Annotated in this window: 21 protein-coding genes; 8 read left to right on the top strand and 13 right to left on the bottom strand. The window is 57.5% G+C overall.

All coding sequences use genetic code 11. From position 1 onward, the window contains the following. Positions 1 to 90 precede the first annotated feature (90 nt). Complete coding sequence (locus AC781_RS12000) at positions 91 to 1,326, top strand: aspartate aminotransferase family protein (RefSeq protein ID WP_067777710.1); 1,236 nt, start codon at positions 91 to 93, stop codon at positions 1,324 to 1,326. 88 nt (positions 1,327 to 1,414) lie between these two features. Here AC781_RS12000 and AC781_RS12005 read toward each other — a convergent pair whose 3' ends face one another. The 8 genes from AC781_RS12005 to AC781_RS12040 form a co-directional block, all read right to left on the bottom strand. After that, entirely contained in the window at positions 1,415 to 2,548 is a 1,134-nt protein-coding gene (locus tag AC781_RS12005; RefSeq protein ID WP_083077074.1) for a glycoside hydrolase family 43 protein, read from the bottom strand. Between the two features lie 116 nt (positions 2,549 to 2,664). Beyond that, entirely contained in the window at positions 2,665 to 3,240 is a 576-nt protein-coding gene (locus AC781_RS12010; protein WP_067777711.1) for a hypothetical protein, read from the bottom strand. Positions 3,241 to 3,258: 18 nt separating this feature from the next. Then, entirely contained in the window at positions 3,259 to 3,909 is a 651-nt protein-coding gene (locus tag AC781_RS12015) for a hypothetical protein (RefSeq protein WP_141675908.1), read from the bottom strand. 31 nt (positions 3,910 to 3,940) lie between these two features. After that, positions 3,941 to 4,777 (bottom strand): hypothetical protein, encoded by an 837-nt coding sequence (locus AC781_RS12020; protein WP_067777713.1) that lies wholly within the window; start codon positions 4,775 to 4,777, stop codon positions 3,941 to 3,943. A gap of 74 nt (positions 4,778 to 4,851) precedes the next feature. Beyond that, positions 4,852 to 5,433, bottom strand: coding sequence for a hypothetical protein (locus tag AC781_RS12025; RefSeq protein ID WP_067777714.1), 582 nt, complete (start codon positions 5,431 to 5,433; stop codon positions 4,852 to 4,854). A 13-nt stretch (positions 5,434 to 5,446) separates the two neighbouring features. Beyond that, positions 5,447 to 5,977, bottom strand: a complete 531-nt coding sequence (locus tag AC781_RS12030) for a hypothetical protein (RefSeq protein ID WP_067777715.1) — start codon at positions 5,975 to 5,977, stop codon at positions 5,447 to 5,449. Between the two features lie 182 nt (positions 5,978 to 6,159). Continuing rightward, the gene (locus AC781_RS12035) at positions 6,160 to 7,272 is read right to left on the bottom strand and encodes an acyltransferase family protein (RefSeq protein ID WP_067777716.1); all 1,113 of its coding nucleotides are present in this window, start codon (positions 7,270 to 7,272) and stop codon (positions 6,160 to 6,162) included. Between the two features lie 101 nt (positions 7,273 to 7,373). Further along, positions 7,374 to 10,892 (bottom strand): DEAD/DEAH box helicase, encoded by a 3,519-nt coding sequence (locus tag AC781_RS12040; RefSeq protein ID WP_067777717.1) that lies wholly within the window; start codon positions 10,890 to 10,892, stop codon positions 7,374 to 7,376. Between the two features lie 300 nt (positions 10,893 to 11,192). Here AC781_RS12040 and AC781_RS12045 point away from each other — a divergent pair, with 300 nt between their 5' ends. From AC781_RS12045 to AC781_RS12070, 6 genes are all read left to right on the top strand, one after another. Continuing rightward, the gene (locus AC781_RS12045; RefSeq protein WP_067777718.1) at positions 11,193 to 11,672 is read left to right on the top strand and encodes an Lrp/AsnC family transcriptional regulator; all 480 of its coding nucleotides are present in this window, start codon (positions 11,193 to 11,195) and stop codon (positions 11,670 to 11,672) included. A 7-nt stretch (positions 11,673 to 11,679) separates the two neighbouring features. Beyond that, entirely contained in the window at positions 11,680 to 12,861 is a 1,182-nt protein-coding gene (locus AC781_RS12050) for an aminotransferase class I/II-fold pyridoxal phosphate-dependent enzyme (RefSeq protein ID WP_067777719.1), read from the top strand. Between the two features lie 45 nt (positions 12,862 to 12,906). Then, positions 12,907 to 13,686, top strand: coding sequence for a CPBP family glutamic-type intramembrane protease (locus AC781_RS12055; protein ID WP_067777720.1), 780 nt, complete (start codon positions 12,907 to 12,909; stop codon positions 13,684 to 13,686). A gap of 72 nt (positions 13,687 to 13,758) precedes the next feature. After that, positions 13,759 to 14,400, top strand: coding sequence for an HAD family hydrolase (locus AC781_RS12060; protein WP_067777721.1), 642 nt, complete (start codon positions 13,759 to 13,761; stop codon positions 14,398 to 14,400). Positions 14,401 to 14,407: 7 nt separating this feature from the next. Beyond that, entirely contained in the window at positions 14,408 to 15,100 is a 693-nt protein-coding gene (locus AC781_RS12065) for a YggS family pyridoxal phosphate-dependent enzyme (RefSeq protein WP_067777722.1), read from the top strand. After that, complete coding sequence (locus AC781_RS12070) at positions 15,090 to 16,055, top strand: ankyrin repeat domain-containing protein (protein ID WP_083077077.1); 966 nt, start codon at positions 15,090 to 15,092, stop codon at positions 16,053 to 16,055. The genes AC781_RS12065 and AC781_RS12070 overlap by 11 nt, the downstream gene beginning before the upstream one ends. Before the next feature lie 38 nt (positions 16,056 to 16,093). Here the strand turns inward: AC781_RS12070 and AC781_RS12075 are convergent, their stop codons facing one another. The 5 genes from AC781_RS12075 to AC781_RS12095 form a co-directional block, all read right to left on the bottom strand. Continuing rightward, positions 16,094 to 16,678, bottom strand: a complete 585-nt coding sequence (locus AC781_RS12075) for a hypothetical protein (RefSeq protein WP_067777724.1) — start codon at positions 16,676 to 16,678, stop codon at positions 16,094 to 16,096. Between the two features lie 22 nt (positions 16,679 to 16,700). Next, positions 16,701 to 17,300 carry a hypothetical protein gene (locus AC781_RS12080; RefSeq protein WP_067777725.1) on the bottom strand — a complete coding sequence of 200 codons (600 nt, stop codon included), beginning with the start codon at positions 17,298 to 17,300 and terminating at the stop codon, positions 16,701 to 16,703. A gap of 13 nt (positions 17,301 to 17,313) precedes the next feature. Next, complete coding sequence (locus AC781_RS12085; protein ID WP_067777726.1) at positions 17,314 to 17,907, bottom strand: hypothetical protein; 594 nt, start codon at positions 17,905 to 17,907, stop codon at positions 17,314 to 17,316. A 100-nt stretch (positions 17,908 to 18,007) separates the two neighbouring features. Next, a complete protein-coding gene (locus AC781_RS12090; protein ID WP_141675909.1) occupies positions 18,008 to 18,982 on the bottom strand; it encodes a hypothetical protein in 975 nt (324 codons plus the stop codon). Between the two features lie 350 nt (positions 18,983 to 19,332). After that, positions 19,333 to 19,965, bottom strand: coding sequence for a hypothetical protein (locus tag AC781_RS12095; protein ID WP_067777728.1), 633 nt, complete (start codon positions 19,963 to 19,965; stop codon positions 19,333 to 19,335). Between the two features lie 53 nt (positions 19,966 to 20,018). Here AC781_RS12095 and AC781_RS12100 point away from each other — a divergent pair, with 53 nt between their 5' ends. After that, complete coding sequence (locus AC781_RS12100; RefSeq protein ID WP_071133410.1) at positions 20,019 to 20,663, top strand: hypothetical protein; 645 nt, start codon at positions 20,019 to 20,021, stop codon at positions 20,661 to 20,663. Positions 20,664 to 20,684: the final 21 nt, after the last annotated feature.

A 20,684-nucleotide genomic window follows, 5' to 3' on the forward strand; every position in this document is an offset into this window, starting at 1 on the left:
GCTGGCCGGTGCGGCAAAAGGCTCCATTGTGCTGCGGCATCGTGATTGACTTTGCCGGAGGCGGGGAGTACACTCGCTGCCTTGACGATCATGAATAACCAGTATGTTCTTCCCACATACGGACGCGCGCCCATCACGATGGTGAAGGGTGAGGGTTCCCTGATGTGGGACAGCGACGGGAAGTCCTATGTGGACTTCTGTTCGGGGATTGCGACATGCTCCCTCGGCCACTGCAATCCCGTAGTGACGGATGCGCTTTGCCGACAGGCGAAGACGCTCATGCACTGTTCCAATCTGTACGGCATTGCCCAGCAGAACGAGCTTGCGGAGGTGATTGTCCGAGATTTCATCAAGCTGCCGGGGCGCGTGTTTTTCTCCAACAGCGGCGCCGAGGCGAATGACGGCATGATCAAGGTGGCGCGGCGTTTCGGCCACAGGAGGCCAGCGGCAGACGGTTCGCCCCGCTATGAGGTGATTACCTTCCAGAAGTCGTTCCACGGCCGTACGCTCGGTTCGATGGCAGCTACGGGGCAGGATAAGATCAAGGCGGAGTTCGATCCGATGCTGCATGGGTTCAAGCACGTGCCGTTCAATGATCTGGCTGCGGTGAAGGCTGCCATCGGCAAGGAGACGGCAGCCATCATGCTCGAAGCAGTGCAGGGCGAAGGCGGGGTGAATCCCTGCAGACCCGAGTTTCTCCGCGGGCTTGCCGAGTTGTGCCGCGAGCACGATCTTCTGTTGATGATGGACGAGGTGCAGTGCGGTTTTGCTCGTTGCGGTACGATGATGGGCTGGCAGGCCGTGGCTCCCGATGTGCAGCCGGACTGCGTGTCCTGCGCTAAGGGGATGGGCGGCGGTTTTCCCGTGGGCGCGTTCTGGGTGAGCAACCGGGTGTTCGACGGCAAGGGAACGGAGCTTTCCTCGATCATGGGGCCCGGTTCCCACGGTTCGACATTCGGAGGTACTCCGCTCGCCTGTGCGACTTCCCATGCGGTGGTGACGGAGATCGTGCGCGCCGGGCTGGCCGAGCGTGCGAACAGGCTCGGAGACAAGATCCGCGAGGAGGTTCTTTCATGGAATCTGCCTGTGGTGGAAGGCGTGCGCGGACTGGGGCTTTTGTTGGGGATCGGCCTGAATGCCGGCCTTGTCGATGTGCCTGAAGGTGGCACTTCCGCCGGAGTGGTGAGCAATATGCTGCGCGAAGAGGGTCTGCTGACGGTGCCTGCCGGGCCGGATACGGTGCGCCTGATTCCTGCGCTGACGATTCCCGAGGATGTGCTGATGCAGGGCCTGGGCATCCTGAAGGATGTGCTGTCCCGCTTCTGAGGAATCGCCCGTTTGGAGATGTTTCAAGCAAAAACCGCAACTGCTTGACGGCGGTTGCGGTTTTTTTGCGCCGGGGAGAGGGAAATTGTCAGGGGAGCTGCCAGCGGTTCTTCCATTCGAGTTTGGGTTTCCCGTCCTCGAAGCGGATGGGGAGCCACATGTAGCGGCCGTCGATGGCGTTCTGAGGTTTCCAGATGTCTGCCATGAAGATGTAGGTGCCGGGTTTGCCCTGCACAGGGAGTATATAGGTGCTTTGCCCGCCGAACGTTTTGTCGGCACGAGGACCGGTGCAGGGGTTGCCGAGTTCTTTCCACGGGCCTTCGATTTTGTCCGCTACGGCGCTGCGGGCGGCATTTGGATACCAGCCCGAGCATCCTGAGCCGATGAAGTAGTATTTGCCTTCATGCTTAAAGACGGCGGGAGCTTCCATGAACCTGCCGGGGAAGGCGCGGACGAAGCGCCCGTTGTGGGCGGTGTAGTCGTCCGTGAGCTGGGCGATGTGCGTGGTGCCGTTTTCCTCCGAGGAGTAGATGTGGTATGCCTTGCCGTCGTCATCCACAAAGATGGTCATGTCGCGGCTCATCTGGCCGCCGGGAAAATCGCGCTTGAAGAAAGCGGCGAGATCTGCCCCTTCCGGATAGCTGCTGGAAGTGAGCTTGGGCATGCTGCCTTCGGCGGCAAGGGTGCGCTTTTCCTTCTGCATGTCGACCGGCCATTGCCCGGCATTGACGCGTCCTGCGCGCAGGAAGGTGAAGGGGCCCGTCGGCTTGTCCGCCACGGCTGTGCCTGCGTAGGCTGCCCCGTATCCCTTGCCCTTGAGTTCGAGGTGGAACCACATGACGTATTTGCCCGTTTTGCTGTTGTAGACGACTTTGGGGCGTTCGAGAATGCATCCTTTGACGATGGGGGATTTGGCGTCGTCAGAGACTTTCAGGGCGATTCCTTCGTCTTTCCAGTTGTAGAGGTCTTTTGAGGAGTAGCAATGGACGCCGACCTGAGCGTAGTTGCCGGCATCGCCTTCGATTTTGTGTTCTCCGTACCAGTAGTAGGTGCCGCGGTCATACAGGATGCCTCCTCCGTGGGCGTTGATGTGGACTCCGTTGTTGTCCGTCCAAATTTGGCCGGGTGAGAAGGAATCGTGCAGGGGTGCCTGAGTGTCCGGTGCGGCTGAGACGGTTCCGCAAAGAACCGTGAGAGTGAAGAGTGCGGGATAGGAATTCATGCTGTCGGAATGGTTGAATGGTGAATGAAAGAAGCGCGGCTTTTCCGGAGAGAGCCGCGCTTGGTAGGAAAGCGTTCGGTTGCCGTCAGGCAGACGGAGTGCCGGATATGCCGTTGTCAGGGAGCTGTGGTCGGGCTCGGTGTGGAGTCCGGTGTGGCCCGTTTGTATTCGAACTGCACTTTTTGCAAGGCTCCGTCGTTGGAACTGGTGAACGTTTCCCCGGCCACGATGCCCAACCCGTTGAAGTTGATGGTGCCGGTGGTCATGCCCGGATCCCAGGTGAGCGTGGCGTTCATGCCCTGGCGCGTGGCGATGAATGTGCCGCCGCCCTGTTCCTCCATGTTCAGAACAAGGTTGGCCGTATTGGCATTGCGCCGTGGCGTGTAGATGATGGTTCCGGGGTTGACGTAATTGTCCACGGTTTCACCGCTGACGGCTGCATAGGTGACAGAGAATTCTCCGGATGTGTATTCTTCGCGGTTGTTTTGCAGCACATGCACGATGAAGGTGACGTCGACCGTGTGGCCGTTGGATGCCGTTCCTTTCAGGCGGAATTCGTCGCCGTTGTTGAGCGTCTGCCAGGCAATGGCGGTTTTGATTTCGTCTTTTGTGGAGCTGCTGTTACTGCTGCTGCTACACGCGGAGAGAGCCAGAATCGCCAAGGAGGGGATGAGCCAGTGAAGCGGTTTCATGAGGATGCGGCGTAGGTGTTAGTTGACCTGAGGGTAGAAGCGGAAGGTGCCCTGGCTCATCATGGGAGAACCGTTGAAGGCATTGTTCACGAAGACCTGGCAGGTGTAGGTGCCCGTATAGACTGTCTGTCCGTCTGCATCTGTCGACATGCCGTTGAAGGTGAAGACGTAGCTGTAGATGAAGTTGAATCCTGCGGGAGTGGTCTGAGGCGGTGCTGTGCCCGTAGCTCCGATTCCGGTGACATACATGCCGGTAGAATCGTAGTTGATTTCCAGATAGGCGTTGGAGGCCGTAGTCCGGTAGGAGAAGTTGCGAAGCCGGTCGGCACGGTGATCCGTGTTGTACTTGCCGTAGATGTCGCCGGTGTGTTCCTGACAGGCCCAAGTGATCGTATCATTGATGGTGGCCTGCGGATCGTTGGGCATGCTGAAGTTGATGATGGCCTTGCCGTTGGCGGCGAGATGGCCGTTGCCGGCGATGTAGACGTAGGAGCTGTCTGTGCCGTAGTCGCAGTGGTAGGTGCCGGCCGTAGCGGTGGGGGCTGCGATGTTGTTGCCGGGATTGACGACGTCCGGATTGGAGGAAGAGGATCCGCCTCCACCTCCGCCTCCGCAGGATGCGAGGAGAAGGGAGAAAAGGCCGGTCAGCGTGATGCGGTGCATGTTCATGCGCATGATTTTTTGGCAGTGCGTGAGAGGTTTAGTTGGCGCCGGGGGTGAAAGTGAAGGTGCCCGAAGGGGTTGTGCTGACGGTTTGTCCGCTCATGTTCACGCCCGATGTGGAGTTGTGCCTCCAGCTGCGCATGTAGGTCAATTTGCAGGTGTAGGAGCCGTAGTATTCTCCGGCTTCATTGACACCCTTGAACATGAGCGTGTAGGTGCGGCGAATGGTGTAGGGCGCACCGAAGATGACCCAGTGGGAGCCCCATATGCCTTGCTGGAGTTCGACCATGTAATAGCCGTTCAGCGTGTATTCGAGTTCCAGAGTTGCAGTCGAGGAACCGGGAGTATAGGCGATGCGGTTGGTCCAGTAGCCGAGATTGCCGATGGTTCCGTCGTTTTGGCCTGTTCCCGGAGGGCCGACGATGTTGCCATTATCGGGTGATTGACCGGGTTCCCATGAGTTGTCAGGCGGGCCATTGAGAAATCCCGGGAAGAGGTAGACTCCATTCTGGTCGCGGGCGGCCCGTTCATCCGTATCAGTATTCCGGTCGTGAGGAATACCGAGACGACTGTCGGGGTCGGGCGTTCCATTCATATAGGGGATGAAGTCGCCTCCGGGCGTCGAGTTGACGATTGCGGGATTGACCTGGATCAAGGCTCCGGCATCCTGATCCAGAAATTCCTGGTCAGTGCCGAAATGAGCCGTGCCGAACAGGAACGAGCCGAATACTTCCTGAGGCGGAGAGTCGATCGGCAGGTAGGCCGATGTATTCAGGACGGTCGGGTCGGCGCTGGCATCGGAACCTCCGCATCCGCTGAATGTCAGGGATGTGGCGCAGGTGAAGCAGGCAAAGAGTGTGTGTGCGATTTTCATGCTGGAGGAATGTTGGCGTGCCAATCCGCAATCGGCGACTAGGGGCGGTTACTGCATATGGTGCAGTACCGGCGTTAGTTGTTGTTATTGTTGTTGGCCGCTGCGTTCGTGTTGGACGAGGCGCTGTTGTTCGTGGTGCACCAGAAGCGGCCGCTGTAGGATGTGACGGCGGAGGAGCCGTAGTTCAGGCGGTAGGAGCCTTGGGTGGACGTCGAGAAGTTCAGGACGTACATGGGTTGGTACTTGGTGAGGCCGTTGGGGTTTTCACCCCAGATGCCGCCCCAGAAGTCTTCTTGAGCCGCATCCACCGCGTAGATGATGATGGTGGATTGGTTGTTGGAGTCGCGCGAGTATTCGAAAGTAGCGAAGCCGTGGGCGACATTGTTGAGGTCGGTGACCTGTCCGTAGCACATGTTGCGGCCGAGGTCGGGGATGACGCCGCTGGAGCCGCTGGTCGTGCCGGTGAGGATGAAGCCGCCGGAGCCATAGACGCCGTTGGTGCCGAGAGCGGCTTCAATGGCGATGGAGACATAGCCGTTTTTGACGGCCGAGACGGAAGGTGCAACGGAGCTTCCTCCGTCGGAGCCGCCTCCGCATTGTGTCAGGACGATGCAGGCGAGAGTGGCCGTAGCGATGGTGCAGATTTGCTTGAACATGGTCGGAGGTTTTTTAGAAGGTGTTCGTGGAGGAGATGCGCGTATAGCTGAAGCGAGCGGTGCGGTTGCTGAAGGGCTGGGATTCCAGGATGCCGCCTTCGCCGAAGATCATGTAGCCCGTGGTTTTGGTTTCCCAGACGATGGTGGCCTTGGTGGAGCTGGAGTCCGTGCCGTTGAGGCCGGTGCGGATGACGGGGGTGTCGGTGCCCGCGATGCCGAGGGCCATCTGAGCCTTGTTGGTGCCGAAGATGGGGGTGTAGCTGAATTGGCCCGTGCCGGATTGCGTGGCGGGCGTGTCGACGCGGAATGTGCCGTAGGTTTCGGTGTTGGGGCCGTCGCCATTGGGCTGCATGGTGATGGTGACGTAGACGGTCTGTCCGTTTTCAGCAACGCCGGAGATTTGGAAGATGTCGCCTCCGACGAGGTTCGTCCATGCTACGTTGAGCTCTTCCTTGTTTTTGTTGTTGCCGCTGTCGTCGCTGCTGCTGCAACCAACGAAGCAGAATGCGGCGAGGAGGGAGAGTAATGAGAAGCTGATTTTCATATGCTGAGACTGTACAGTAAAAAGTTCGTAACGAAACTCGGAACGATTCTATCCTGTCGGGAGGTGAAGTCAAGGAAATTTTTCAAGGGGTTTCCGGAAAAAACGGGAGCCCGCTCTCCGAAGGGAGGGCGGTTGGCTGGGGCGGGATGTTTTTTCGTGCGCGGAGCGTTGGTTTCCAGTATCTATACTTTGATGAATGTCTTTTTGCGATACAGGAAGTAAAGGACGCTCCAGATGAGGGCGTAGTTGCCGAGCTGGAAGATGAAGGCGCCATAGTCTCCGCTTTGGCGGGCGAGGCCGCCGAAGAGGGCCCGGGAGATGTTGTGTTCGGGAGAGCATTGCGGGGTTTCGATCCACATGTACGCGAAGATGGCGTTGCTGCCGACGACGATGAAGGGGAAGGCGAGCCATGTGAGCCGGGCGATGTCCAGAATGAGGTAGAAGAGGGCCAGCAGGAGGTAGCTCCAGCCGGCCGCCCAGAGGACCATGGAGGTGGTGAAGATGTGTTTGATGATGGGGGTGTCGTAGCTGAGGGCCCAGCCGGAAAGGAGGAGGGCTCCACCGATGCCGAGCAGCCATGCGAGTTTTTTGACGGGGAGGCAGGGCGTTTTGAGGAGGTAGCCGCTGAGGGCTCCGAGCATGGCGGTGGCTCCGAAGGAGAGGTTGGTGAGGATCCAGCTGTAGTTGGTGCCGTCCTGCCAGCTGCCTTGAAGGTATTTGTCGATGTGGAGGGCGAGGTTGTCGTGCGGGAGGAAGAGTCCGGCCTGCGAGTCGCCGTAGGGCATGAAGCGCATGAGCGCCCAGTATGAGGCGAGGAGGAGGAGTGCGGTGACGATTTGGCCGCGCAGGCGGAGGTGAAGTACGCAGAGGGATGCGATGAGATATCCGCCGGCGATGGCCTGGAGGGTGTTGCAGAAGAGGGCCATGTTTTTCGGCTCGAAGCCGAGGAGTCTTCCCTGGACGACCATGCCGAGCAGGAAGAGGATGGCAACGCGCCGGAAGATGCGGAGGTAGGCTTTGCTTCTCATGCCCGGCGCGGAATATTTGCCCATGGAGAAGGGGACGGCGGCGCCGACGATGAAGATGAAGAGGGGCATGACGAGGTCCCATGCGGCGAAGCCTTCCCATTCGACATGGGTGGCATGGTAGCGGATCCATTCGGGCATCGGTTCGTAGATGAGGCCGAGTGCGGCGAGGACGAGGGCGAGGCCTCCCGTGAGGAAGAACATGTCGAAGCCGCGGAGGGCGTCGATGGCGAGGATGCGTGCCGGAGGCTGGGGCGATGATGTGTCCATGATGCGGAGAGTGAAGTGCGACGTGTGTATATACGCAAAAGCGCATGGCAATCTTGCAGGCTGCCATGCGCTTGTTGAAACCGGGTGCCCGGTGGGGTGTGTCAGTTTTCGTCGTCGTCTCCGTGGGAGAGGATGAACTGGAGGTCGTTCAGGTCGAGGCTGGAGGCGAAGCCTTCGTCTCCGAGTACGTTGCTGACGAGCTGGTTCTTCTGGTGTTGCAGGACGCGGATTTTCTCTTCGACGGAGTCGCGGGTGAGCAGGCGGTAGGCGATGACCTTGTTTTTCTGGCCGATGCGGTGCGTTCGGTCAATGGCCTGGCTTTCAACGGCAGGGTTCCACCACGGATCATACAGGATGACGTAGGAGGCGGAGGTGAGGTTGAGGCCCGCGCCGCCCGCTTTGAGCGAGAGGAGGAAGACGGATGGGTCTTTGGTGGTCTGGAAGCGTTCGATTTCGCTCTTTCGGTCTTTGGTCTGGCCGGTGAGGTAGTTGAACGGGCGGGATTCGCTTTCGAGCCGTGCCTTGATGATTTCGAGCATGGAGACGAATTGTGAGAAGACGAGTACTTTGTGGCCTTCGTCCCGAAGCTGGTCGAGGAGGTAGAAGAGGGCGTTGAGTTTGGCGCTTTCTTCCTTGGCGTATTTGGCGTCCACGAGGCCGGGGTGACAGCATATCTGGCGGAGGCGCATGAGGCCCTGCAGGATGGCGAAGCTGTTTTTCTTGACGGATTCGTCGGAGTCGACGCCGAGGAGGGCTTTCTGGATGCGGCGCAGTTCGGCTTTGTAGAGCTGCTGCTGGATGCCTTCCATTTTGGCGTATACTTCTTCTTCGGTACGCGGCGGGAGGTCTTTGGCTACCTGGCTCTTGGTGCGGCGAAGCAGGAAGGGCTTGAGGCGGGCTGCAAGGCGGTTCTGGCTCTGGGCGTCTTTCCGTTTGTCGAAGCGTTTTTTGAAGTAGGCACGCGATCCGAGGACGCCGGGCATGGAGAAGGCCATGAGCGACCACATGTCGAGGAGGCGGTTTTCAATGGGCGTGCCGGAGAGGACGAGGCGGTTGGAGGCGGAGATGTCGCGCGCTGCCTTGGCTGCCTTGGAGTCCGGGTTTTTGATCTGCTGGCCTTCGTCGAGGATGACGGTGAGCCATTTGATGGAGTTGAGCTGGTCGCCGCAGACGCGGAGCTGGGCGTAGTTGACGATGACCATGTCGAAGTTTTCGATGATGGTTTCGGCAACGGCCTGGTCTTTGTTGCGGATGACGAGGGCGCGGATGTTCGGAGCGAATTTCTGCGTTTCACCGGCCCAGACGTCGAGCACGGATTTCGGGCAGACGATGAGGACTGGCGGTGTTTGGACTTTTTTACGCCCTTTCTGGTTGTTGCGTACGTATTCTTCGCGCAGCCAGAGGATGTAGGTGATGGACTGGATGGTTTTGCCCAAGCCCATGTCGTCCGCGAGGATGCCGCCGAAGCCGTTGACGGCCAGGTAGGCGAGGAAGTGGAAGCCTTCGATCTGGTAGGGGCGCAGGGTGGCCTGAAGGTCGGTGGGGACGTCGGGTTTGACGTCGATTTTGATTTCGGCGGTGCGTTCCTTGATGCGTTTCCACGCTTTGGGGTCGAATACTTCTGCAGCGCGCGGGTCGGCGAGCTGCAGGGCGTGCATGCGGTGCGTTTCTCCGGAGAGGTCGAAGGGGTCGAGGCCGAGGCGTGTGACGGCGTCGCGTTGGTCGTCGTCGAGTTTGATTTCGAGGCGCATCCAGCGGCCGTCTTCCATGCGGACGTAGCCGCCGCGTGCGGAGACGAGGGAGCGGATCTGTTCTTTGCTGAGTTTGACGCCTTCGACGTCGATGACGACGCGGAGGTCGAACCAGTCGATTTCCTGGTTGACGACTTCGAAGCGGATGGCCGCGGCGATGGGGTCGGCCAGCAGGGATTGGAGGCCTTCGTCCATTTCGACTTTGATGCTTTCGGGGATGGCTTTGGCCCAATCGGCGAATTTTTCGGGGAACTGCTTGGTGATGCGGGATTTGAAGGCGTCCACCTGCGAGTCGAAGGTGAAGTTCATTTCCTCAAGCAGGTCGGGGATGGGATAAAGGTTGTCGCGAATGAAGCGAAGCAGGACGCGGTTGCGGACGGAGGCCTGATGGGTGATTTCCCAGCCGTCTTTGCCGAGGCGTTCGGTGCGGCGTCCGGGTTCGTCCTGCGCGGTGACTTCGAGGAGGACGTGTTCGGTGTCCGCTGCGGTGAGGCCGCGGACGATTTTCATGGCGAAGGTGGGTTTCAGCTCGATGTCTTCGACGCGTTCTTCCATGCTGGGGGGCAGGGATGCGCCGATTTTACGCAGGAATTCGACGCCGTCGAGGCTGTCGATGACGCTTTTCGGGATGGAGTAGCGCGGTTCGACTTCGGTGCATTCCAGCCAGCGGGGCGGGCCGGGGAAGACGGTTTCGTCGGACTGGTAGAGTTCGACCTGTCCGGGGAGCTGGCGTACGGAATGCGAGACGTGGACGCCGGCGGAGGTGACGAGCTGGAGGCCGAAGCAGTCCGGTTCGATGGGGTCGTCGATGCAGATCCAGCGAAGCGGGTCGGATACGACTTTGAAGTAGCATTCGTCGAGGTTGACGAGGTAGCCTTTGAGGGAGGGCTGGTGGAAGAGCCTGTTCATCAGAGAGCAGGCGGATTCCAGATCGAGGTCGAGAGCGACTGTGCCTTCCTTTTCGGCATATTCCGCCAGGAGGAGGAGGAGGAGTTCGCTCTGCGGGTCCATTTTCAGGGCGCCGCGGCGGTATTCTTCCACGAGGCCGTCAAGGAGGGACTTGTCGCGAATGGGTATCCATTCTTCCTTGATGTTGTTGCGGTAATCGAAGTGTGCCTCGTTGATGGTGGAGACGAGGCGCATGTGGATGGGACGGCGCGGCGGCTGCGGCGGACGTTCGTTGATGGACTGGATGCGGTCGTACCATGTGCCGACTTCCTTTTCGCGCTCCCATGCGCGGATCTGGTTCTGCACTTTTTCGAGGTTGGTGACGACTTCCATGAATTCCGGGATGGGCAGGCGCCTTTTGTTGAAGGCGTAAGCGATGTAGTTCCAGAATTCGAGGATGTTTTTGGGCGGGACGGACCAGAGGTCGAGTGGGTCGTAGGAGACGATTTCCCAGCGCGGGTTGAGGCGCACGAGGTCGTGGTCGTGGATTTCCTGCTCGATGGCGAAGCGGCGGTAGCGCTTTTCAAGTTTGGTGACGAAGTCGGCTTCGCGGTCGTCGAGTTCGCGGCCGAGTTTTTCTTCAAGGATGTCGATGAGGGGCGTTTCGTCGAGTTCGTTCGGCGATTCGGGCATGCTGGTGCCGCGGTACATGCGTTCCATCATGGTGGCGTACATGCAGGCGTCGGCGAGGTCGGCATCTTCGGCGTTGCAGGAGCCGAACCAGCGGTTTCCCTGGAGGCGGAGGCTGGTGCGGAATGTTCCTTCCCTGCATTCGACTCGGCCTTGTATGAAGAGGTGGTTGCCGAAGATTTGGGTGACTGCTCCGTCTTTCTGCAGTTTCTCGCCGAGGTTGCGCACATCCTCCGAAAAGGAGTTGAGAAAATTGAGCGTCGCGCGGTCCGGATTGAGAGACATGTTCATACCTGATAATTATTCTATTGCTGTCGGAAAGTCATCGTGGCGGAGCAAAGTTATAAAGCACTCAGTTTGCCCTGCACCTGTAAGACTTTCTCATATTTATACGAGTGTTTCAAGATTTCTCTTACGTGTTGACGATATTATTGTGTCCTCATGCCGTGTTCGGCAGATGTATTATGTCGTTTGTTTCTATTTTATTTTCAAATGTTTTACCTTGTTTTTTGAGAATGTTTCCCGTTTTGTAGCTGCCGGGGCTTGTGCTTGACGCATCGCGCCTTATGTGTCACGATACACAGGTAACGTATGACGCAAGATTCTTTGCTTAAAATTTTGGAATCGGATGCCCGCCTGAGCGACTGCGAGATTGCGGATCGCCTTGGGTTGACAGCCGATGAGGTGTCCGCCTGCCGTGCCGAGTTGGAGGAGCAGGGGCGGATCGTCGGATATCAGGCGATCACGAACGATGATGAAGAGGTCGGCGTGTCGGCCTTTATCGAGGTGAGGCTGACTCCCGAGCGTGGGGGCGGTTTCGACCGTCTGGCCGAGCGCATCGCCCGCTTTGACGAGGTGAAGTCCTGCTATCTGGCGAGCGGCGGTTTCGATCTGTTGCTGCAGGTGGACGGCTGTACGCTGGTGGATGTGGCGCGGTTCGTTTCCGAGAAGCTTTCATCGATGGACGGTGTGCTTTCGACGTCGACGCATTTCCGTTTGAAGACTTATAAGCGCGACGGTTTCCTGTTCGGGGTGCAGCCGTCTCATGAGCGCCTGAGCGTTTCACCGTGATTTTCTTATGGACTGGTCCACAACAATCGCCACACAAGTGGCTCAAATTCCTCGCTCGGGCATCCGCGCGTTCTTCGATCTAGTGACGGGGCGCAGCGACATTATTTCCCTGGGAGTCGGCGAACCGGATTTCGTGACTCCGTGGAATATCCGCGAGGCCGCCATTTATTCGCTGGAGAGGGGGCATACGACGTATACGTCGAATTACGGCCTTGAATCCCTGCGCCGCAAGATTGTGACGTATGTGGAGAATTTCTTCGGCGTTTCCTATAATCCTCTGAATGAGGTGCTGGTGACGGTGGGCGTGAGCGAGGCTATCGATTTGGCCTTGCGTGCGCTGCTGAATCCCGGCGACGAGGTGCTATATCACGAGCCGTGCTATGTGTCGTATGCTCCCAGCGTGAGTATGGCATACGGCGTGGCGGTGCCGATAGCGACGAAGAAGAGCGATCTTTTCGCTCTCGATCCGGCGGCTCTCGAAGCGGCGATTACGCCCCGTACGAAGGTGCTGATGCTGAATTTCCCGACGAATCCGACGGGGGCGGTGGCTCCGGTGGAGACTCTGGAAGCGATTGCCCGCCTGTGCATCAAGCATGATCTGGTGGTGCTTTCTGACGAGATTTACAGCGAACTCCGCTACGATGATGTGCGCCATACGTCGATTGCCTCCCTGCCGGGGATGCGCGAGCGTACGCTATTGCTGCACGGTTTTTCGAAGGCTTTTGCGATGACGGGGTTCCGCCTCGGTTATGCCTGCGGGCCGGAACCGCTGGTTTCCGCGATGATGAAGGTGCACCAGTATTCGATGCTGTGCGCTCCGATTACATCGCAGGAGGCGGCGATCGAGGCTCTGGAGAACGGTACCCCTGCGATGCTGGAGATGCGCGAGAGCTACCGCATGCGGCGCAATTATCTGGTGAAGCGGCTGAACGATATGGGGCTGGATTGCCATTTGCCGGGCGGTGCGTTTTACGTGTTCCCGGATGTGTCGCGCTTCAGCCTGTCGAGCAAGGAGTTCGCGGAACGCCTGCTGATGGAGGCGAAGGTGGCTGCCGTGCCGGGCGATGCGTTCGGCGCGAGTGGCGAAGGGTTCCTGCGCTGCTGCTACGCGACGGCTTTCGAGCTGATTCGCGAGGCGTGCGATGCGATGGAGCGCTTTGTGGATAAGCTTCAGAAGGAAGCCCGTTGATGTGTTTTCAGGGGCGGCGGTTGTTCTGCCGCCCCCGTTTTTCCCATGCCCGCAGTGAAGAGCAGTACGGACGACGATGCGCTGATGAAGGCGTATGTCGGCCCTTTTGCCGTGTTTCTCGGGTTTACGCTGTTGCTGCAGTTTCTTGAGCCTGCGCTGGGGTGGGATCATCCTTCGGCGGCATGGTGGCAGAGGGATTTGAAGCAGTGGGTGTACCCGCTGCAGGCGGTGTCTGCCGGGTTCCTTGTCTGGCACTGGCGCAAGCGCGTGCAATGGGCGTGGAGCTGGAAGTGGTCTCTGATCGGTGCAGTGGCCGGTGCCTTGGGCATTGCCTGCTGGCTGGCTCCTACGCTGCTGGCGGATCGTCTGCCAGTGGAGGAGTGGTTCGGCCGCGATTCGTGGCAGGCTACGGCTCTCGGGCTGGATGCGCGGACCGAGGGGTTCGATCCCGGTTTGGTGTTCGAGCGGGGCGGTGCTGCCTGGTGGATGGCGTATGTGATGCGTTTTTTCCGGGCGGTGGTTGTGGTGGCTTTTGTGGAAGAGCTTTTCTGGCGCGGTTTTCTGATGCGGCTGATGGTGAATTTCGATCGTCCGTGGACGGTGCCGTTCGGCAAGCATTCATGGCGGGCTTACTGGGTGACGACTCTGCTGTTCATGAGCGTGCATTTGCCCGTGGATTATCTGGGGGCGTTCGTGTACGGTTCGCTGACGTATGTGCTGGCGGTGGTGTCCCGAAGCCTCGGCGCGACGGTGGCGATGCATGCCGTGGCGAATTTGCTGATGGGGGTGGCGGCGCTGGCCTGGAATAAGCCGGGGTTGTGGTGAGGCGGCCGGCGTGTTGGCTGCAAGTAGGGCAAATGTCTTGACCTGGCCGCGGGTTGCAGGCAAAGTAGGCGCATGGTTCGCGGCGTTATTTTCGATCTGGACGGGACATTGGCCGATACGCTTCCTCTGTGCGTGGAATCGTTCCGCCGTGTGGTGGAGTTTTGTTCGGGCAGGAAGTTGGCCGATGAGGAGATTACGAGGCATTTCGGCCCCAGCGACCGCGGTGTGCTGGCGCGCCTGTTGCCCGGCGAGGATGTGGAGAGGCTGGAGAATCTTTTCATGGAGAATTATACGTTTTTGCATCTGGATATGGCTCCGGAGCCGTTTCCGGGAGTGCCGGAGCTGCTCGAAGCCCTGAAGAGGAAGAAGTTTCGGTTGGCGATGGTGACGGGCAAGGATGACGATTCCGCCGGGGTGACGCTGGATGTGTATAATCTGGAGGATGTGTTCGAGTATGTGGAGACGGGGTCTCCCGAGCGCGTGGTGAAGGGCGAGTGTATTGGGCGCGTGCTGGATGCGTGGGGGATGAGCCCCGATGAGGCGGTGTATGTGGGGGATGCCGTGTCCGATATCAAGGCTTGTCGCGAGGTGCGGGTGAAGGTGATTGCCGCCGCATGGGCTCCCTCCGCCGATGTGGAGGCTTTGCGCCGCGCGGAACCCGATTTCCTGCTGACGGATATGTCCGAACTGCTTCCCCTGATTTCAGAAATTTGACCAAGCCATGTATATTCAGGTTCAACTTAAAGATGTGCTGGAGCGTATCCGCGCTGCGGAAGAGCGGTGCGGGCGGCCGGCAGGCTCGGTGCGCCTCGTAGCGGTGAGCAAGACGTTCCCGGCGGAGGATGTCGCCCGTGCCGTGGAGGCGGGACAAACCGTTTTCGGCGAGAACAGGCTGCAGGAGGCGATGGAGAAGATGCCGCTGCTGCCCAAGGGGCTGGAGTGGCATCTGATCGGGCCGCTGCAACGCAATAAGGTGCGCAAGGCTTTGCAACAGGGATTTGCGCTGCTGCATGCGGTGGATTCCCTGCGGCTGGCCGAGGCGATCTCCCGAGTGGCGGGGGAGCTGGGTGTTGCCGCTCCTATCCTGCTGGAGGTGAATGTGGATGGGGAAGAAAGCAAGCACGGTTTCTCGGTGGAGGAGCTGCGGAACGAGTGGGACGGGATTGCCCGCCTGCCGCATCTCGATATACGCGGCCTGATGGCGATTCCCGCTCCGGCGGAATCTGCCGAAGGTGTGCGCCCGGCGTTCGCCTGCCTGCGGCATGTGCGTGATGAGCTGGCGGCCCGCGGGCCTTTGCCTTTGCCGGAATTGTCGATGGGGATGAGCCATGATTTCGAGGTGGCGGTGGAAGAAGGTGCGACGATGGTTCGCGTAGGTTCGTTGATTTTCGGAAAGAGGGATTATGCCAGGTAATGTTCGATGGTTGATGGCGGGGCTGGCGGCTGTTTCATTGTCGGTCTCGTGTTCGCAGATTCAGGCCAAGTGGCAGCAGCACGGGCCGAGGACTCCTCTGCATCGGGATGCCTTGTCCCCATTGTCGGAGGATGAGATGGATATGCTGCGGCAGCCGAAGGCTTCCGATTGCCAGGGGTACCTTTCCCGGTGCAGCGTGGAGGCGCAGGCCAATGTGCGGCAACGCCTTCGTGAGGGCTACCGCGTGGATGCGCGGGATTATTTCGGCCGTACGCCGTTGTTCCGCGTGGTATCTGCTCCGGTGGCCGAATTGCTGATTGCCCAGGGTGCGGATGTGAATGCCCGCGATCTGGCGGGGAGGACTCCCCTGTTCGGTGCGACGGATGCCGCTGTGGCCCGAACTCTGATAGCCCGGGGAGCCGATGTGCAGACGACGGACAAGCTGGGCGTGACCCCTCTGCATACGGCGTATGATACGGAGGTGGCCCGGGTTTTGATCGGAAACGGGATTCCTGCCGATGTGCGCGACGATGAGGGCTGGACGCCTCTTTTCTGGCAGGCTTATCCGGAGACAGCAGAGCTGCTGATTGCCTGCGGTGCGGATGTGAATGCCCGTGACAAGAAGGGGAATACACCTCTTCATGAGGTGTGGAAGGCCGATGTGGGCCGCGTGCTGCTGGCTCGTGGGGCTGCTCCTTCCGTCCGGAATGACGAAGGCCGCACGCCTCTGCATCATGCGGCGATGTATTTTATGGGCTATCCTTTGCTCGTGGAGCAGGGAGTGAAGTTTTCGGAGTTGTTGCTGGCGGCTGGAGCGGATGTGAATGCCCGCGATAACAAGGGGAATACGCCGCTGCATCTGGCGACGGCTCCGGAGATCGCCCAGGTGCTGATCCGGCACGGTGCGGATGTGAACGCCCGGAACGGAGAAGGGAAGTTGCCGAAGTTCAGGTGAGGGGTGCTTTGTGCTTCCGGCGGGCGCGCTGTCGGAAGCTACTGGTCGTGCATGGCGTCGCTTTGCATTTGCCGTTCAAAGAGTTTCCATGAGCGTTCGTCCAGAATGAATTTCGGGGATGTTCTCGACGATTGCATGGCCTGCAAGATTTCCTCTGCATGGTGTTGCCGCAGATCGGCGAAGTCTGTATGGATGCTTTCCTGCGCTTTGGAGAAGCAGAGAGGATCCCATAAGACGTTGATGCTGTTTTTCAGTTTGCCGTGAACATCGCCGATGACGTGGTAGAGATGGGGTTCTCCAATGAGGTCGCGTTTGACATTGAATTGGTTGTCCATCGGGCTATCCATCGGTTTGACGAAGAAGATGCGAGCTCCTTCGGGGATGTTGCCTTTTTCGGCGCAGACGACGAAGGCATGATAGACTTGCAGGGCTTTTCTCGAGTCTGCTGCTCCGGATTGGATGATGGAGCGTTTGTAGACGACGACGGTGATGAGGTGGTCGTGTTCGCGAATGGCGCGCAGGATTTCGTTTTGCCATGCCGTGATGGGGGGCGCCGTGGCAGCCGGAGCAGCAAGCGGAGGCACGGAAAGGGAGAGGAGGATGCCGACAGGTATGGTGTTCATGGCGGGGCGGGAGGTGGTGATGTCAGAAGGTGAAGGTCGTGCGATCTGTGCCGTTTGTTGCCGCCTGTTCGATTCGTGTTTCGAAGTCTTTCCAGAAGGTTTCATTCATGGGGAACGGTTGGCTTGCGGGAGATTGCAGAGCCTTTTCCCATTCAATCGTACGGTGTTGGAGGAGGCCGATGAATGCGGTGTGGAGGTGCTGCTGCATCGGGGTGATGACAGTGGGTTCCCAAAATATTTTGACGCCGTTTTTCAGTTCTTTCGATAGATGGCCGATGAGGTAGTGCAGCTGCGGTTTGCCGGCAAAGATCGCATGCGTGTATATGGCTCCTTCGGGAGGGTGTGCCATCGGTCGCGCCCAGATGATGGCCTGGCCTTCGGGGATGCCGCCTTTGACCGAATGCACAACGAAGGCATGAAAGATTTCCTGAGCCCGCTTCGGGTCTGATGTTTCGGGGATGATTTCTCTTTTGTAGATGCCGACGGCGATGACGTGGCCGCTTTCCCGGACGAGTTGCAGGATGAGTTCCTGTTCCTGCGTGGTGTTTTGTTCGGCTGCTGGGGCGGTCGAATATATGATGCCGGCCAGAACGGGGAAGAGGCAAGGAGTTAGGCGGTTCATGGCTGGAGCAGTTTCAAAAGGATGTCGAGTCGTGTTCGGGGTCGTTCGCGGCAGCGGTTTCGATTTGTTGTTCGAATGTTTTCCATTCGTTTTCTGACATGAGTGCCGATGGCTCGGGGTGTGGTGCTTTCAGTGCCTGTTTCCATTTTTCACGGTGCTTCGCGCCGAGTGAGATGAAGCTGGTGTAGAAGTCTCCTTGGAGGGGGGTGATTCTGACCGGTTCCCAGATGACTTTGACTCCGCCTTTCAGTTCACCGCATACGCTGCCGATGATGTGGTAGGGGAACGGTTTTCCGGGAAAGATCGTATGGGTGTAGACGGCGCCGTTCATCAGGACTTCCAAGGGGCGTACCCAGATGATGCGGGCTCCTTCGGGGGTGCTTCCTTTCATGGTGCGGGTAACGATGGCGTGCGAGACTTCTATGGCATCGTTGTTGTGTTTGGGGTCGGGGATGATTTCTCTTTTGTAGACGATAGCGGTGAGTACGTGGCTGTTTTGCCGGATAAATCTCAAATGTTGTTCCTGGTCTTCTGTGAGCTGGCGGGGCGATTCAGGCTCGGCCGCACAGATAAAAGCCACGATGGGTAAGAGGATAGATGGAGTCATTATATACATATTATAACATGAACATAGCAATGAAGGCAATCGAGTTAGATTTGTTATATATAAAATTACTGACGAGTGTATACTCGCCAGTAGTTAATTTTTAATTTATGGTAGATTGAGTGTCTGGATCGTCCATTGTTGTACGGCTCAGAAGCCAGAGATTGTCTCTGAAGCCGCCTCCGTAGTCTGCTCTGCCATCGATGGAAAGACCTGTATGTCCGGCATCGGCGTAAACGATGACATCACCATTTCTGGGCGTATACCCGACTCCTTCGCCGTATTTGGCATAATCGGGAGGTCCCAGTTTGCTGATGAGAAAATCTCTCATCGGTGCAGCGCCCACAAGGACGTATTGTTTGTTGTTGCCGTTGGCATCCTGTCCAAGGAGGGTATTATCGGGGTCTTTGAGAGACCAGTTGTCGGCAATTCCTTTGAAATCGAACCCGTAGTTACTGAGTGCGATACTCATTCTCAATGCACATGATTCTCCTCCTCCTGTATCTTTTTTCAGAGCTTCGCTGGTCATATCCCAAATAGCCTCGGGACCGAGTTTGTAGCTGACTGGGTCGTAGCATCCGGCAAGTCGCCATGCATCGGCCGATGTCAGTCGATTCGGAGGAATGACCATATCGTAGAGGTAATCCACTCGGGTGCCGTTCAGTTCCAGTTTGAACTGGGTGGCGTTGGGATAGTCCCGGTCGGGGATGCTGTTTTCGTGATGCATTTCTATGTAGTAGAAGCCGGCATCCAGTACTATTGGGGCTGTCTGGGTAGAGATGGAGGAATGTTTGCCGGTGATTTCCAATATCGTTTCGACTTCGATGACGCCGAGAGTGGGAGGAAGCGCCATTTTGACGTATCCGCTGTCATCAACCGTCATTTTCAGAATATAGGTTCCAGAAACCGGTACACGGAGATATCCCTTCCAGTCGGTTAAAACCGGTTCAGAGATTTCGGCGAGTTGCCAATCAATATAGGCAACCTGTGGTTGCCTGTTAATCGTGAAACGCCGATTATATTCGGAATCCAATGGCTGATAGTATTGGCTTTGTTTTTTGTTGTTATGAGTTGTCATGATGTTTTTGGTTTAATTATTTTATCCATTTTTTCGCTATGATGAATAGCGGTCGGATTTTATATTTATAGTGATTTGTGAATAATGGTCAACAGATATGGAAGGATGGTGATAGCTGCCTGTCATGGTGCGCGCATGCAGTGTTCCATGCCTGTATTGGTTTTGCTTGTGAATGTTCCTTGCGGAGAAATCGCAATGAAGAGAATGCCGGCAAGAATCCATGTCGATTCCAACCGAGTTGTTCGGGGGTGACGCGTTTCCCAATGACGCAGCCAGAAGGAAACCAGAGTGGTGTTCGTTTGCTCCGGGGGTGGCAGATGGCCTTCAGATGGCGGTGCTGCCTGTTTCCGTTAATGGGGCATGGTGTTTTCCGTGCTGTGGAGCCGTTTTTGTTCTTTTTCGAGCATTGCCTGAGGCTCCTGAAGATCGGTCAGTCCCATCACATGGTTGTCGACTGCCTTTTGTACAAATGCCAGCCATGCGGACGATTGTTCGACGATGCGTTTTTGATGCTGCATGACGGTCTCTTTGGGTTCTCCTGACGCGATTGCCAAGTCTCTCCGGAAAAGGAGCAGGTTCAATTTGAGTTTGATAACGTTTTCTTCTTCTGTCTGACCAGCGGAAGCGAGCCGTTCCAGAGTGTCGATGCGTGTGTTGAAATTATCGATGATTTCTGCTGCAAGTTCTTTTTGTTTTTCGGATAATGTCTGTGGGGCCGTTTTGTGGCGGGAGAGTTCGAAGCGGGCCATGAGCCAGTTTCCCACGATAGTGAAATATTCATACCGTGAAATGTATCCTTGTTGCCACAGACGCTCCTGCCGGTTGATCTGCCGAGCCAAAGCCTGTTCACGGGCGGATAGTTCCTGTGCAGTCCGGATGGGGGTGAAGAGTGGGGTGTAATCTTTCAGGATTACGGTTTCGTCTATCTCATTACTGTATGCGGTGTGCTGGAATGGAAGGAGGAAAGTGCAGGTGTCATACATTGTTAGATTGATTTTGTTTACAACGAAAAAATAACATAATAACCTATTGGTCTATGATATTTATTACCCCCCTATTCTATGTTTCCACTCTTGTTTGCACAACGGAAATGCCTGTTGACGTGCAAGGTGATGATCGTGTCCTTACCGTGAAGGTGGAAGGATGTGTGCAATTGATGTCGCCGGGTGAGGATCAATCTTCACTGGAGAAGCAAATCGCCAAAGCCAAGGCCGAAGTCGAAGCTCAAATCAAGCGTTTGGAAGGCGGTGTCGGATCCTATTACGAGTATTATTCGGCTGTCGGTAATCTTTTATGCCTGCAGTTTGCCTTGAACCGTGTGGAGGATCCCAAGCCGAAGTTGACTCAGCGGCAGAAGCTGCTGGCGGAGGATATCAAGGACAATTTTCAGAAGAGGCTTCATTTCCTTGCAAATGCTCATTTAGCAGGCATGGTCAATGGTGCGGAGTTGATCAAGTTGAGGATTAATGCCCTGTTGTTCGAGCGAGAGATGCTTCAGCTGTCCGTTTCGGCTCCCGGAGCCATTGTTTCCGTGCAGGAGAAGGTGGTGAAGGAAGCTCAGGCCCTGCTGGATGTGCGGCGTTCGCAAGCAGGAATAGCGACCAGTGAGGAAGTAGCGGCCGCAGAAGTGTTGCTTGCCCGTGAGAAGGCTCTTCTGGGTGAGCTGCGGAGTCGCTTGTAACGGGGGGAGGTGGAGAGGGAG

Origin of the sequence: Neoakkermansia glycaniphila (assembly GCF_001683795.1) — a bacterium.
Taxonomy (GTDB): Bacteria; Verrucomicrobiota; Verrucomicrobiia; order Verrucomicrobiales; family Akkermansiaceae; genus Akkermansia; species Akkermansia glycaniphila.